The organism is Comamonas sp. 7D-2 (assembly GCF_022749555.1).
In the GTDB taxonomy this organism is placed as follows: domain Bacteria; phylum Pseudomonadota; class Gammaproteobacteria; order Burkholderiales; family Burkholderiaceae_C; genus Comamonas; species Comamonas thiooxydans.
In genome coordinates this window covers 3,371,664-3,386,029 of the sequence record NZ_CP094238.1, presented here as the reverse complement: position 1 = coordinate 3,386,029, position 14,366 = coordinate 3,371,664, and the positions used below count along the sequence as shown (strand labels likewise).

13 protein-coding genes and 1 pseudogene are annotated in these 14,366 nt (G+C 61.6%); 5 read left to right on the top strand and 9 right to left on the bottom strand.

The features are described from left to right. Positions 1–316 precede the first annotated feature (316 nt). Genes MPZ60_RS15650 through MPZ60_RS15640 form a run of 3 tightly spaced genes read right to left on the bottom strand, consistent with a single transcriptional unit; the run spans position 317 to position 2,735 of the window. The gene (locus MPZ60_RS15650) at positions 317–730 is read right to left on the bottom strand and encodes a PaaI family thioesterase (protein WP_034358441.1); all 414 of its coding nucleotides are present in this window, start codon (positions 728–730) and stop codon (positions 317–319) included. A 49-nt stretch (positions 731–779) separates the two neighbouring features. Next, the gene (locus tag MPZ60_RS15645; protein ID WP_034358439.1) at positions 780–1,913 is read right to left on the bottom strand and encodes a thiolase family protein; all 1,134 of its coding nucleotides are present in this window, start codon (positions 1,911–1,913) and stop codon (positions 780–782) included. A gap of 21 nt (positions 1,914–1,934) precedes the next feature. Then, positions 1,935–2,735, bottom strand: coding sequence for an SDR family oxidoreductase (locus tag MPZ60_RS15640; protein WP_034358437.1), 801 nt, complete (start codon positions 2,733–2,735; stop codon positions 1,935–1,937). Positions 2,736–2,851: 116 nt separating this feature from the next. On the opposite strand from MPZ60_RS15640, the gene MPZ60_RS15635 reads away from it, so the two are divergent. After that, the gene (locus MPZ60_RS15635) at positions 2,852–3,796 is read left to right on the top strand and encodes a GlxA family transcriptional regulator (RefSeq protein WP_034358435.1); all 945 of its coding nucleotides are present in this window, start codon (positions 2,852–2,854) and stop codon (positions 3,794–3,796) included. A 426-nt stretch (positions 3,797–4,222) separates the two neighbouring features. On the opposite strand, the gene MPZ60_RS15630 is transcribed toward MPZ60_RS15635, so the two are convergent. From MPZ60_RS15630 to MPZ60_RS15620, 3 genes and pseudogenes are all read right to left on the bottom strand, one after another. After that, positions 4,223–5,956 (bottom strand): methyl-accepting chemotaxis protein, encoded by a 1,734-nt coding sequence (locus MPZ60_RS15630; RefSeq protein WP_034358433.1) that lies wholly within the window; start codon positions 5,954–5,956, stop codon positions 4,223–4,225. A 414-nt stretch (positions 5,957–6,370) separates the two neighbouring features. Further along, positions 6,371–7,327: an AEC family transporter gene (locus MPZ60_RS15625; RefSeq protein ID WP_034358431.1), complete on the bottom strand. Its 957-nt coding sequence runs from the start codon at positions 7,325–7,327 to the stop codon at positions 6,371–6,373. Positions 7,328–7,686: 359 nt separating this feature from the next. Then, positions 7,687–8,126, bottom strand: a pseudogene (locus MPZ60_RS15620) (RtcB family protein); the annotation flags it as partial. A 9-nt stretch (positions 8,127–8,135) separates the two neighbouring features. Here MPZ60_RS15620 and MPZ60_RS15615 point away from each other — a divergent pair. Both MPZ60_RS15615 and sbcB read left to right on the top strand, forming a co-directional pair. Continuing rightward, positions 8,136–8,315: a hypothetical protein gene (locus MPZ60_RS15615; protein ID WP_034358426.1), complete on the top strand. Its 180-nt coding sequence runs from the start codon at positions 8,136–8,138 to the stop codon at positions 8,313–8,315. Positions 8,316–8,416: 101 nt separating this feature from the next. After that, entirely contained in the window at positions 8,417–9,856 is a 1,440-nt protein-coding gene (gene sbcB / locus MPZ60_RS15610; protein ID WP_034358424.1) for an exodeoxyribonuclease I, read from the top strand. Positions 9,857–9,880: 24 nt separating this feature from the next. On the opposite strand, the gene MPZ60_RS15605 is transcribed toward sbcB, so the two are convergent. Then, the gene (locus MPZ60_RS15605; protein ID WP_034358422.1) at positions 9,881–10,768 is read right to left on the bottom strand and encodes a LysR substrate-binding domain-containing protein; all 888 of its coding nucleotides are present in this window, start codon (positions 10,766–10,768) and stop codon (positions 9,881–9,883) included. A gap of 185 nt (positions 10,769–10,953) precedes the next feature. Between MPZ60_RS15605 and MPZ60_RS15600 the strand changes: the two genes are divergently transcribed. Further along, the gene (locus MPZ60_RS15600; RefSeq protein ID WP_034358420.1) at positions 10,954–11,379 is read left to right on the top strand and encodes a VOC family protein; all 426 of its coding nucleotides are present in this window, start codon (positions 10,954–10,956) and stop codon (positions 11,377–11,379) included. A gap of 82 nt (positions 11,380–11,461) precedes the next feature. After that, positions 11,462–12,385, top strand: coding sequence for an amino acid ABC transporter substrate-binding protein (locus MPZ60_RS15595; protein WP_034358417.1), 924 nt, complete (start codon positions 11,462–11,464; stop codon positions 12,383–12,385). A gap of 37 nt (positions 12,386–12,422) precedes the next feature. Here the strand turns inward: MPZ60_RS15595 and MPZ60_RS15590 are convergent, their stop codons facing one another. Together MPZ60_RS15590 and MPZ60_RS15585 are read right to left on the bottom strand one after the other, a co-directional pair. After that, entirely contained in the window at positions 12,423–13,043 is a 621-nt protein-coding gene (locus MPZ60_RS15590) for an N-methyl-D-aspartate receptor NMDAR2C subunit (protein WP_034358415.1), read from the bottom strand. A 15-nt stretch (positions 13,044–13,058) separates the two neighbouring features. Next, entirely contained in the window at positions 13,059–14,288 is a 1,230-nt protein-coding gene (locus MPZ60_RS15585) for a nucleoside recognition domain-containing protein (RefSeq protein ID WP_034358630.1), read from the bottom strand. Positions 14,289–14,366: the final 78 nt, after the last annotated feature.

Here is a 14,366-nt window from a genome sequence, read left to right as displayed (position 1 = left end):
GGGAAGTGCCAAGAGATTTTGTGTACCGCCATAGAGCCGCAGCCCCAGCGTGAAACTCATGGCGGAGCTCGCGTTGAGCGCATAGCTGCCGGAACGTACGGTGCAGGTATTCTGGTTCCTGCGAGTTCGGGGGCGCGTCTTGTGCGTCGGCTCGGCTGACTTTCGCACAGGGGGGGCGCTGTTGGCGCGGATCGCAGGTCATGGCGAAAGCCTGACCTGCGCGCTGTGCGGTATCCGAGCTCCGCCCGCGCTCAGGGTGCCATCGATTTCTGTCAGATGTTTTCAGGCTGCTGACTCAAGCGCGGCAAGGGCCCAGTCACCAGAGCACGATCTGCGAGCAACGGAATAGCGATAGCCTGCGCCCCTTGTCATCGAACAAGGTGGCCGACCACACCTGCGTTGTCCTTCCCAGATGTTCGGCCACGGCCTCCACGCGCAAGATTCCTTGCTTCGCAGTACCAAGGAAGTTGGATTTCAGCTCCAGTGTCGTGAATCCTTTTGCACCCTCCGGTAGATGCGCCAGGGTCGCATAGCCGGCGCAGGTGTCGGCCAGCATCACCTGAGTGGCGGCATGTAGAAAGCCATTGGGAGCCATCATCCACGGCGCAATAGTCAGCTCCATGGTCATGCGGCCTTCGGCAAGTGCCAGCGGCCGCGCGCCAAAGGTATCGGGCAGTGTACCGCGCTGGCGTTCAAGCAGACTGTCCAGGGTTTCGGTGCTACGGAGCATCACGGTTTCCTTGAGTGGAGTTGAAGTCTTGGTCTCTGTCGATACGAGCTCACGGTCTCTCAAGTACCGTAGCAATCCCTTGCCCACCGCCGATGCATTGGGTGGCCAGGGCATATCGTCCCTGCCGTCGTGCAAGCAAGGCAGCTGCCTTGCCTGTGATGCGCGCACCAGTGGCCCCCAGTGGATGACCGATCGCCAGCCCGCCGCCGTCAATATTCACGGTCGCCATGTCCAGGCCGAGATCTCGAATGCAGGCTAGCGCCTGCGACGCAAAAGCTTCGTTGATCTCAACCACATCCAGATCGGCCACAGTGAGACCTGCACGGGCCAGCGCCTTGCGCGTGGCAGGGATCGGGCCTATGCCCATGATCGCTGGGTCCACTCCCACGGTCGCGAAGCTGCGGATGCGCGCCAGTGCCTGCAGACCATGGCGTTCGGCAAAATCGTCTCGGGTGACCAGCACGGCCGCAGCACCGTCGGTCAACGGCGACGATGTGCCCGCCGTGACCGCGCCATCAGGCCTGAAGGCGGGCTTGAGCCCGGCCAGGGCCTCCAGTGTGGTGGCCGGGCGTATGCAGCCGTCGGCATCCAGCAGCTCTCCGCCCGGTAAAAGAATAGGCACGATTTCATCGACCAGCAGACCCTGGTCGCGGGCAGCGGCGGCTTTCAGATGGGATTGCAGTGCCAGCAACTCCTGGTCGGCGCGGTTTACACCCCATCTCTGCGCCACGTTTTCCGCCGTTTCGCCCATTGAAATATAGGCGTCGGTATTTGCCTGCAACAGCGGGTTCGGGGAGAAGTTGAAGCCGCCCTGCGGAACCATCGTCATGGACTCCACGCCCACACAGAGGAAGGCGTCGCCCATGCCGGCCTCGATCTGCGCTGCGGCGATATGCACGGCCTGCATCGACGAGCCGCAAAACCGGTTCACGGTCATGCCGCCCACGGTTTCGGGCAGGTCGGCCAGCAGGCCGACGATACGCGCCAGATTGTTGCCTTGCGAGGCCTCGGGGTAGGCGCAGCCGAGGATCACATCCTCCAATAGTGCAGGATCGAGGTCCGAGCGCTTCAACAAACCCTGTACGACCTGGGCTGCCAGCGTGTCCGGCCGCACTTCGGCGAGGCGGCCTTTGCGGGCGAATTGGAATGGCGAGCGCGCATAAGCTGCAATAACGGCTTTCATGACTTAGGCTCCTTGCGATAGTCAGTGCGCGGTGGCGTAGCGCTGGGCAACGATGTTGCTGGACAACTGGCCTGCCATAGCTCGGCGGGCGGCCTCATAGGCATCCCACTTCTCGCCAGCATGCAGCGAGGGGATGGAGACCTTTTCTCCTCGCTCAAACCCCAGCAGTGCTGCATCGACGAGGTCTTCGGCGCTCATCACGATGCTTGCATCCAGGTTCTCTACCGGCAATCCACCGATGGCCCAGAAGTCCGTGGCCGTAGCACCAGGCAACACTGCCTGCACCCGAACACCTTTGTCAGTCAACTCATGCTGCAGCGCCTGACTGAAGGCCAGTACAAAAGCCTTGCTGGCACCGTAGACGCCATTCAGGGTCTCAGGGGAGATAGCGACGATGGACGCAATGTTGATGATCGCTCCACGTCCACGAGCCACGAAGCCAGGAGCCGCCGCATAGGCCAGCCGCATGGGCACCGTGGCATTCAGATCGACCATGCGGGTCATCTGTTCAACGTTGCTGTGCAGCAAGGGCGTATGTGTACCCATGCCCGCGTTGTTGACCAGCAAGGTGATGCTGGCGTCCGTGCGCAATTGCTCTTCCACGCGTGCCAGTTCATTGCGGTCGTTCAGGTCGGTCGGCAGGACTTCTACCGCACGGCCGGTGCGTGTGCTGATGCTGCTCGCCAGCGCGTTCAGCTGTTCGCGATTGCGGGCGACCAGGATCAGGTCATAGCCACGCTGAGCGAGCTTTTCTGCATATAGCGCACCGATGCCGCTGGATGCCCCAGTAATGAGGGCGGTACCGAGATGGGTTTGTGCCATGGTGAAACTCCTTGAGGTTGACGGATGTTGTCCATGGCATGAATGGTGCGATGTGCGGGGTTTGTCGTAAATGACGTATATAGTCATGAAAAAGGACATTGGAAAGGACGTTTCTTATGCACCGCATCGGTTACATGCTGCCGGAAGGCTTCCAAGTCATGGCGCTGGCTACCCAGGCGGTGTTCGAACTCGCCAACCTGATGGTGGAGAAGCCCTTTTATGAGGTGGAGACCTATGCGATGAGTGGTACGGCCCGAGCTTCGGCAGGGCTTGCATTGCAGGCGAAGCCCCTCACCGCACACAGCAGGGCAGACACCTGGCTGGTTGCGGGCAACCTCACTCCAAGGGACGTCGCTCCGGCACCGGAACTGATCCGGTTACTTAGCAAGGTGGCGGTATCCGCGCGGCGCGTGGCTGGTCTGTGCACGGGCGCTTTCCTGCTGGGCGACGCGGGCCTGCTTGACGGGCGCCGCGCCACCACACACTGGTATTGGGCCGAGGCCTTGCAGCAGCGCCACCCACAGGCGCAGATTGAGGCCGACCGCATATACATCGCCGACGGACCGATCTGGACCTCTGCCGGTATGACAGCGGAGATCGACCTGGCGTTAGCGCTGGTGGAAAAAGATCTGGGCGCGAAGGTTGCACGGTCGGTTGCACATCGCTTGGTCATGCACCAGCGCCGCTCGGGAGGACAGTCACAGCATTCGGAGATGCTCAAGCTGGCACCCAAGTCAGACCGTATCCAGCAGGCGTTGGAGCATGCACGGCGCAACCTTTCTCAAGCACTGAGTGTGGAAGAGCTGGCCGAGGCTGCCAGCTTGAGTCCGCGCCAGTTCAGCCGGGTGTTCACGGCCGAGACGGGCCAGTCCCCCGCCAAAGCCGTGGAGGGCCTTCGGCTAGAAGCCGCGCGGCTGATGATTGAAAGCAGTCGGCATCCGCTGGAGGTGATTGCTCGGGAGACAGGTTTTCGTGACCGGCGCCATATGCGCGAAGCCTTCCTGCGTGGCTTCGGCATGCCGCCACAGGCCGTACGGCGCGAAGCTCGGGTGGAACTGTAAAACGTCTGTGCACGTTCCGTGAAACGCGTAACTTGCACCTTGCGTGGAGCGACCAGCCGGACCCCGAGCCAACTGGCCATGATGGCAATCTGTGAACTGCGAAGTACCGCCGCAGCCGGCGGGATATGCGAGTACTTGGATGTCTGCTTTAGTGCGGGGAGGCGCTTCCCCCTGAATCCCTATCTGTCATCGTCTCGAATAAAAACAGAGTTGCTGTCAGAGATGATGACTGGCGGGCATCACGTAGGGCCGGCCGTTGTAATGCTCCCAAGGAGCCGCTGGCAGCAGGTCCTGGTGTGTGGAGTCGCTCATCGTCTACGCATATCTGCTGCAAAGCACTGAGTTATGCAACGACACCGATAGGTTCAAAAAGCGGCAGACTTGACGCCTCACCGCCTTTGCTCACGGATCCGCTCGGAAGCTCCCTCAAAAAGTTTCCCAGTCATCGCCATTCTTATTCGTGGCCTGCTGTGTTCCAGCGATAGCAACCGGGCGACGCAGCACAGGGGATTTGGTGGCCATGAGGGGCTTTGGAGGCGACTCCGATACCTTTGCCACTGTGGCCGTTTTTGTCGGGTTGACCGACGCTGCCTGCATTGCGGCAGAGGCATGTTGCTCGTGCTCTGACAACTTGAAGACTGCCACCGCTTCGACCAGCGACTGTGCTTGGTTGTGCAAGCTGCTGGCTGCGGCGGCCATTTCCTCGACCAAGGCTGCGTTCTGCTGCGTGGTTTGATCCATTTGGGTGACGGCTTCCCCAATCTGGGCCATGCCCGAGCTTTGCTCATGGCTGGCAGCGCTGATTTCACCCATGATATCGGTGACGCGCCGAATGGCTGTGACCACACCGGTCATGGTCTCGCCAGCTTTGTCCACGAGCAAGGAACCCTGCTCCACACGCTGGACACTGGTGGTAATGAGCTGCTTGATCTCCTTGGCGGCCTCAGCCGAGCGTCCAGCCAGAGCCCGTACTTCGCTTGCCACCACTGCAAAGCCTCGTCCTTGCTCGCCGGCGCGGGCAGCTTCGACGGCGGCATTCAAAGCCAGAATATTGGTCTGGAAAGCGATGCCATCAATAACACCGATGATGTCGGAAATCTTGTGGCTGCTTTCATTGATGCTCTTCATGGTCTCCACTACCTCGGCGACCACTTCACCACCCTGTGTAGCCACAGAGGATGCATTCACTGCCATCTGATTGGCCTGGCGTGCGTTGTCGGCATTCTGTTTGACCGTAGCACTCAACTGTTCCATGGACGCAGCAGTTTGCTCAAGAGCACTTGCTTGCTCTTCTGTGCGGCTGGATAGGTCGTTATTGCCCATGGCGATCTGAGCGCTGCCCGAAGCAACTCCCTGAGCATTGCCGCGCACCGCCGACACCGTGCTTACGAGGCTGTGTTGCATGCTTTGCAGCGCACTCAACAGTTGACCGGTTTCATCCTGAGATTTCACCGTGATCTGGCCGCTGAGATCACCTCTGGCCACTCGGTCGGCTGCTGCCATGGCCTGGGACAGGGGGCGGGTGATGGAGCGAGTGATCGTGATGGCAAGGGTCACCGCTAGAAGAATGGCGATTGCACTTGTCGCCAACACTTCCTGGAACAGGTTGTCGGCAGCAGTTTCTGCCTTCTGGCTGGCCACGTCGGAGCTTTGGGTCTGGTGATCCAGCATGCTGCGGATGACCCGCTGATATTCGAGCTGGTTGGGGCGCAGCTGGGTTTCCAGCAGCCTCAGAGCTTCATCTCTTTGGCCCTGATCGATCAGTCCAAGAAATTCATCGCCGGATTTGAGGAAGGCCAGACGGCGCAGCTTCAGTTCCTCCAGCAGCGATTGGCCCAGGCCCGAGTGAGTGTGCTTGCCCAGGGAGTCCATTTCTGCAGCCAGCTCCGTGCGGGTCTTCTGAATCATGGCACGTGCCGAGGTCTGGAGCGCCTCCGTGGAAAAGATCGCGAGGTTGCGGAACTGAATCGCCTGTTCATTGGCGCCATCCGTGATGGTGTTCAGAGTGCGAATGATCGGGATTTGCTTCTGGGTGATGTCGGTGAGGGCTGAGCGCTGAGTCGACGACCCCCAAAGTGCAACCCCTCCCAGCACTAGTATCAGCACCATCAATGTCATGAACGAGAAAGTCAGCCGGGTGGAAATTTTCAAACGATCCATTTCGCGCGCCTCCTTTAGCAGCCAATGCCTTCGGTTTGAGAGCTCGTGTCAGTTTGTGTCCATGTACTCAAATTGTAACTTTTTGCAAGTTCCAGAGGCACCTTTTTATGAGTGATTGCGGCTTCTGAGCGACAGAGCCCGAGTCCTTGCCTTCTTCCTCCTTGCCGAGCCGTATGAGCGCTGTTTCCTGTCTACAGATTTGCGTCATCCCGTCCTGCACTTTGGCGTAGCCGCCCGGACGCCAAAGCCAAGCTTTTCTTCAGGGCAGGTCGAGATCTGCTCCAACTTTCGCTGGCCGGCTCCTGACCGGTTCACTGCCATGTTTCAGCCAATGCCGGAGTGCCATGCGCCGGCAGAGCAAGACCGAGCTCCGATTGAGTCAGGGTGGATATGCGCCGAGGACTATCTTGATGACTATGTCCCATGCAGGACGTGCAGCAGCATCAGCAGCAGCGGCATGGTCACCAGGGCCAGCAGTGTGGAGAGGGCGATGCTGGCCACCACCTCATCCTCGGCAACCCGGTAGCGCTGGGTGAAGAGCAGTGCGTTGGCACCCACAGGCAAGGCCGAGCAGATCAGCATCACCCCCATGGCCGGGCCGCGCAGTTGAAGTGCCCAGGCGCAGATGAGAAACACAAGTGGGTGCACCAGTGACTTGACCAGCGTGATGCGCATCGCGGGTCGCCAGTAAGCTCCGATCCTGGTGTAGGCCAGCGTGATGCCGACGAGCAGCAACGCCATGGGGCCCATGGCCGAGCCCAGCATCTTGAGTGAGGTATCAAGCACGTCTGGCAGAGGCCAGCCTGTCAATGACCACAGCAGGCCAGCCAGAATCGGCAAAGGCACGGGGTGAATGACGCTATTACGCACTGCCTGCCAGACAGTGCGCCCCATGGACCGTTTGTTGTGGGTGTCGTCCGCACGCTGTTCACGGGAGGATGCCAGCTCGAACACCATGGTCGCGGCCGTCAGCAATACCAGGGCGTGCACCGAGATCAATGTGAACAGTGTCACCAGCCCCTGCTCGCCAAAGGCCAGGCCCACGAGCGGTACGCCGATCATGGCTGCATTGCTGAACATGCTGGCCAATCCGCGCGCCGCAGCCAGAGTGTTGAAGCCGTAGACCAGCATCGTTGTCACGAATACGATGATGGCCGATAGGAAATACACGCCAATCGGACGGTAATCCAATTCGCCGACATGGACCTGAGCCATGGTGCGAAACAGCAGTGCAGGCAGAAGCAATAGGAACACAAGGTTGGACATGTCCTTGACTGCTGCCTGTCGCACCAGCCCGACACGCGCCAAGCCAAACCCCGTACCGATCAACGCAATCACCGGTAGTAGTGCCGCTATTGCGGAACCATTCATTCAACTCTCCAACAAAACCGACTCGCTGCTTGCACCTTGCTCCAGGCTTGAGCATATGCACTTCTCGGGCGCTGAGCTTAACTCTTGTGCCTACTCGTTTTCAGAGCCTGCATCCTCTGCTCGCTATCGCACAACCTGCTAAATGAGCAAGTCTTGGTTGCTATTGGGCGAGGTGACGCCCCAGCCTGGCTTGCCCGACTCTCTGGCAAGCAGCACCGTCATATCGTGCCTTTGTTGGAGTGCGGCGGCGCACATGACCTCCAATAGCAGGTGCGCACCCGGAATGGCTTTCTGTTCAATGGCTTGCACGATGGACCTACTTTCTGGCAATGAGGCGTGAGTCCATGTTCCCGTCTCATTCAACCCTTGACGCTGAGGGTATGGTGCACTTCCACCAGCTCCTTCTGGGCGGCCATGACGGCATCGATGTCCTTGTAGGCCATCGGGATCCCGTCGATCATGCCTTCCGTGGCCTTGATCTGATCGGCCACCGAGTGCAGCGTCTTGGCCTTGGTGCGGTTCCTCACGCGGCCCGCGCCGTGGCTGCAGCTTTCAAAGCTCTCGGGGTTGCCCATGCCGCGCACGATGTAGATGCACGCGCCCATGCTGCCGGGGATGATGCCCGTCTCGCTGCGCCTGGCGCTTACCGCATCCTTGCGGGTGACGAGCACATCCTCGCCAAAGTGACGCTCCTTCTGCACATAGTTGTGGTGGCAGTTCACGACTTCCACATGGCCTGGCAAGGCCTGGCAAGCATCTGGCGCACGGTGGCAATCAGGTTGGCCGTCATCACTTTCTGTTTGACCGCTTGCAGCTGCAGCCCGTCATCACCGTCTGCCGCGCATCGACCACGCTGTCCGATGCGGGCCGCAAGTTATTTGACCAGGTGCGCCAGCAAAAAAAAAGCCTGGTCAACGATGCAGACCGGCTGTACAAATTTCTGCATAAATTTGGTTTGAAATGGGAACAGCTCAAACAATCATATTGATAGCTGCTTGCGTTTTATCCATAAGCGTTAAAGGCCAAAAAGGCTTTAAGTTGATGGACTGAGCCGCAAGCTGTGCCGGTTCGCAGGCATACTTCGGGCCCATGGCTCATACCTTCTTCTGGCACGACTACGAAACCTTTGGCGCCCAGCCGCGCTACGACCGTCCCGCGCAGTTTGCGGGCATACGCACGGATGACCAGCTCAACGAAATCGGCGAGCCCGTGATGTGGTACTGCCAGCCGGCCAATGACTATCTGCCAGATCCGCAATCCTGTCTGATCACGGGGATCACGCCCCGGCGGGCGCTGGAGGAGGGTGTTCCGGAGCATGAGTTTGCAGCGCTGATCGAGGCCGAGCTGGCGCAGGCCGGCACGGTGGGCGTGGGCTACAACACCATTCGTTTCGACGACGAGATCACGCGCTTCATGTTCTGGCGCAATCTCATCGACCCTTATGCGCGTGAGTGGCAGAACGGCTGCGGCCGCTGGGATTTGCTCGACGTGGTGCGCATGGTCTATGCGCTGCGTCCCGAAGGCATTCAGTGGCCGACCAAGGAAGACGGTACGCCCAGCTTCAGGTTGGAGGATCTGGCCCGCGCCAATGGACTGTTGCACGAGCAGGCCCACGATGCGCTGAGTGATGTGCGCGCCACGATTGCTCTGGCCCGACTGATTCGCGAAAAGCAGCCGCGCCTGTTTGACTTTGCCTTTGGTCTGCATAAAAAGGACGGCGCTCTGCGCGAGATGGGCCTGCCCGCCACACAGGAGCACGCGCGCCCGTTTCTGCATGTGACCGGCATGATCAGCCCCGCGCGTGGCTGTCTGGGCGTGATGTGGCCGCTGGCCACCCATCCCACCAACAAGAACGAAGTCATCTGCTGGGATCTGGCGGCGGACCCGGCCGAGCTTTCGGGCATCAGCATCGAAGAGCTGCGCCTGCGCCTGTTCACGCGTCAGGCCGAGCTGCCCGAGGGCGTGACCCGTCTGCCCATCAAGAGCATCCACGTCAACAAGTCGCCCATGGTGGTGGGAAGCCTCAAGACTCTGAGTCCCGCGATGGCCGAAAAATGGGGCGTGGACATGGAGCTGGCGATGCAGCATGCGGCGATTGCCCGCGATCTGCCCGATATGAGCGCGCAGTGGAAGGCCGTCTTCACGCGCGAGGCGGGCGAGCCGCTGGATGCCGACCAGGATCTGTATGGCGGCTTTGTGGGCAATGAGGACCGTCGCCGTCTGGAGCGCATCAAGCGCCTCTCGCCCCAGGAGCTGGCGCTGGACAAGACCGGCTTTGACGATGCACGCCTGACAGAGCTGGCCTGGCGCTACCGTGCGCGCAATTTCCCTCAGACGCTCGATGCCGGGGAGCTGCAGCGCTGGGAGCAGCACCGTGCAGCCTGCCTGATCGAAGGACAGGGCGGGGCGCGCACGGCGGAGCAGATGTTCACCATGATCGATGCGCTGTCGGAATCCGTGGACGAGCGCGGCGAGGAGATTCTGGGCGATCTCTACGACTACGGCAGCAATCTGGTTCCCGAAAGCTGAGCGTAGCCGTTCAATTGAGCCGCATCAGCGCTCCTGCGGCAGGCTGCGCCTGGCAAGCTCGGTGAGCAGGGCGATGAGCACCCGCGCCGGCTCGCTCAGGTGCCGCTCTGCGCGATGCACCAGGCCCACGTCGCGGTGGAAGGTGTGCGCCCCCAGGTCGATGGCGCGCACGGCCGTGGGCCAGCGACGCTGCGCCGCGGTCTGGGGAACCAGGGCCACGCCCACGCCGTTGGACACCAGCTTGACGATGGCTTCCAGCTCGTCGGCTTCGCACACTTCCTTCAGCGTGAAGTGCATGCTGCGCAGGAAGCGATCCACCTGACGGCCGCCGAACGAGGCTCGGTCGTAACGTATGAAGGGCTGGCTGGCCAGCAGCTCGGCCCAGTTGTCGCCCCGGGTGGCGCGCGGCACCAGCAGCCGGAAAGGCTCGTGCGCCAGCGCCGTCCAGCGCAGATCGCTTTGCAGCGCAAAGGGCGGGCGTATCAGCGCGGCCATGTCCAGCTCGCCCGCATCCACCAGATTCATCAGCTGCAGCGACACGCCGGGGATGATGCGCGTGCGGCATTGGGGGAACTGCTGGTGAAGTCTGGCCAGCGCATCGGGCAGCAGTGAGCGCTGCAGCGATGCGATGGAGCCCAGCTGCACGGAAATGCTGGCGGGCTGACCCTGTCCCGAAGAACCCAGGTTGGCGTACAGCCGCAGCAGCTCCTGCGCTTGCAGCAGCACCTGCTGCCCCATCTTGTTCAAGCGGGCCGTGCGGCCGATGCGGTCGAACAAGGCGAACCCCAATTCACTTTCCAGGCGCTGCATTTGCGCGCTGACGGCGGCTTGCGTCAAACCTATGCGGTCGCCCGCCGCGGCGAAGGTGCCTTCTCGGGCCACGGCGATGAAGGTGTTCAGCTCTTTCAACATTCATAAATTTTATTTGTGTATTTGAGAAAAATATATTGATTTTGTTTTTCATCAAGGCTTTTTACGATGGCTGCAGTCTCAGGCATGTCCGGGCCCGTAGCGACGCCGGACATCGAGGTCCGACGCAGCCAGGCCTTGCCCGCAGGCTTTTCCCTCGACCCCATAACGATTTCCGGAGTTTCCCCATGAGCCTGTCTCCCTTTCACTTGGCCATTCCCGTGTATGACCTGCCCGCGGCGCGCCGTTTCTATGGCGAAGTGTTCGGCCTGCCCGAGGGGCGTTCCAGCACGCAGTGGGTGGACTTCGACTTCTACGGCCACCAACTGGTGATTCACGAGCATCCCAAGACTGTCTCCCAGGACAGCGCCCACACCAATCCGGTCGACGGCCACGACGTCCCGGTGCCGCACTTCGGCATCGTGCTCGCATGGCCGCAATGGGAAGCCCTGGCCGAGCGCCTCAAGTCCTTTGGCACCGAATTCGTCATCGAGCCCTATATCCGCTTCAAGGGCCAGGTGGGCGAGCAGGCCACCATGTTCCTGCTCGACCCCTGCGGCAATGCGCTGGAGTTCAAGGCTTTCAAGGACATGAGCCAGCTGTTCGCCAAGTAGGCAGCGAGATGCGTCCGGGCCTGTTCCCGCAGCGCCCGCAAAACGGTGTTTTTCTCCAGGCAAGAACAAAAAGGATTGAACGATGAAAGTCATATTGAGCCATATCGTCATGGGGGCGGCCGCCTGCCTGGCCGGCGCAGCGCAGGCCGAGACGCTGGACAGGATCAGGGATACGGGTGTGGTGACCATGGGCGTGCGCGAGGCCTCGGGCACCATGTCCTACACCCTGGGCAACGGCAAGTACGCGGGCTTTCATGTGGAGCTGTGCGAGAAGGCGCTGGCACGCATGCAGCAGCAGTTGAAGCTGCCGCGGCTGGAGATCCGCTATCAGATGGTGACGGCGCAAAACCGCGTGCCCCTGGTCGCCAACGGCACGGTGGATGTGGAATGCGGCACTACCACCAACAATGCGGCACGCCAGAAGGAGGTGGCGTTCGCACCCACGGTCTACATGGAGGAGGTGCGCACGGCCGTGCGCAAGAGCTCGGGCATCACCGAGGTGGCGCAGCTCAAGGGACGCAACGTGGCCGCGACCACGGGCGCCACGGCCGTGACCCTGCTCAGGCGCTTCAGCAAGGAAAAGGGCGTGGACTTCAATGTGCTGATGGCCAAGGACAATGCCGAATGCTTCATCCTGCTGGAGACGGGCCGCGCGGATGCCTGTGTGGCGGACGGCCAGATCCTGGCGTCGGGACTGTCGCGGCTGCGTGATCCAGGGCAGTACGCCATCGTGGGCGAGCCCTTCAGCGTGGAGCCCATTGCCATCATGCTGGACAGGAAGTCGCCTGAATTCAAGAAGCTGTTCGACGCCCAGATCCGCGAGCTGGCATCCAGCGGCGAAGTGGCCGCGCTCTACGACAAGTGGTTCATGAAGCCCGTGCCGCCGACGGGAGTGGCCATCAATCTGCCGGCATCGGAGGCGACGCGCGCTGCCTGGGCCGCTCCCAGCGACAAGCCGCTGGAGGACTATGTGGCGGTGCGCCTCGTGGTGGGCCGCACGCAATAGCGTCAGGCCATGGCGCGAATGACGACGCCCGCCCGTCCTAGGCCACGGCCCGCTGCAGATTGCTGCGGGCCTGCTGCTCCAGCAGGGCGTGGAAGTGCGAGGTGGCGTAGATGGCCTTGCGCTGAAGAAAGCCCTTGAGCACCTGCCTTCGCTTGAGCGCATAGATTGGGCGTGGCACCCAGGCGTATTCGGCCCGCACCTGGGTGTCGTACTCGGCAAACCGGCCGGGGGCGGCGCCGAGGATGGCCAGGTCGATGTCCACGAGCAACCGGGCCTCATCGTCCTCGGGCGTGGATTCATGACAGGTGGCCATGATGAGAGCGTGCACGCGCCGGCAGGCGGCCTCGGCCACGCCGTTGTCGTCCAGGACCTGGACAGCCCAGCGTGCGCTACGCAGTTCATTGTCCTTGCCCTTGACGTCGTAGACGGCGTCATGGAACCAGAGCGCGATCTCTACTTCGCCAGGGTGCCGGGCCTGGTACGCCACGGTTTCGAAATGCGCCAGGCATTCGCTCAGATGCTGCAGCGTGTGATAGTGGCGCTGCGGCTCGGCATAGGCGGCAAGAATGGCCTGTTGCAGGTCATGGGGCGGCGTGGCGTGAAGCGCCTGCCAGGCTCGCCGCCAGGAGCGTTCTAAGAGGGGGTCTGAAGCTGTCATGCGGTTTCCCGGACATCAACCAAAAAAGCGATAGCAAACCACGATGGCCGCAACCACGCCGGCCAGCTCGGCCACCAGCGCGCAGGGCACGGCATGGCGCGCGCGCTGAATGCCCACGGCACCAAAGTACACGGCCAGCACGTAGAACGTGGTTTCGGTACTGCCCTGAATCGTGGCTGCGGCCAGAGCCGCAAAACTGTCCACGCCCTGGCTTTGCATGGTCTCGATCAGCATGGCGCGGGCCGCGCTACCCGAAAAGGGTTTGACCAGCGCCGTGGGCAGGGCATCGACAAAGCGGGCGTCCACGCCCAGGACGTCCACCGTCCAGCGGATGGCCGACAGCGCATATTCCAGTGCCCCCGAGGCGCGAAACACGCCCACGGCGCAAAGCATGGCGACTAGATAGGGCAGCAGGTTCCTGGCCACATCGAAGCCCTCCTTGGCCCCCTCGATAAAGCTGTCGTACACGGCCACCTTGCGCAGCGCGCCCACGCCCACGAACAGCACGATCAGCGCAAACAGCGTGAGGTTGCCCATGAGCGAGGAAAGCTGGGCCAGCGCCGCCGCGCTGAGCGTGGCCAGAAAGGCCATAAAGGCTGCCAGCGCCAGCCCCACGGGCAGCAGGTAGGCCAGCACCACGGGACTGAACAGGGGCAGCCGCTGCACGAGTGCGACGCTGAACAGGCCCACCAGCGTAGAGGCGGAAGTGGCCAGCAGAATCGGCAGGAAGACCAGCGTCGGATCGGCCGCACCCTGCTGCATGCGGTACATGAAGATGGTGACCGGCAGCAGCGTCAGCGACGAGGCATTGAGCACGAGAAACAGAATCTGCGCATTGGTCGCGGTGTCGGGCTGCGGGTTCAGCTCCTGCAGCGCACGCATGGCCTTGAGGCCCATGGGCGTGGCCGCGTTGTCCAGCCCCAGCCCGTTGGCGGCAAAGTTCAGCGTGATCAGGCCCAGTGCTGGGTGACCGCGCGGCACCTCGGGCATGAGCTTGGCAAACAGTGGGCCCAGCATTTTTGCCAGCCATTCGACCACGCCCGCCTTTTCTGCAATGCGCAGAAAGCCCAGCCACAGCGTGAGCGTGCCAAACAGCAGCACCATCACTTCGACCGACAGCCTGGCCATGGCAAATAGAGCCTGCACCATGGATGAGAACACATCTGCCTGACCGCCCAGCAGCCACTGCGCGAGGGCAGCCACTGCTGCCACGAGAAAAAAACCGAGCCACAAGGCATTGAGCATATGAGCGCCTGTTCTGTACTGCTGCCGATTGTGGCGCGAAACCAGGGGCGCGATGGCACACTGTGGCTCCTTGGTTGC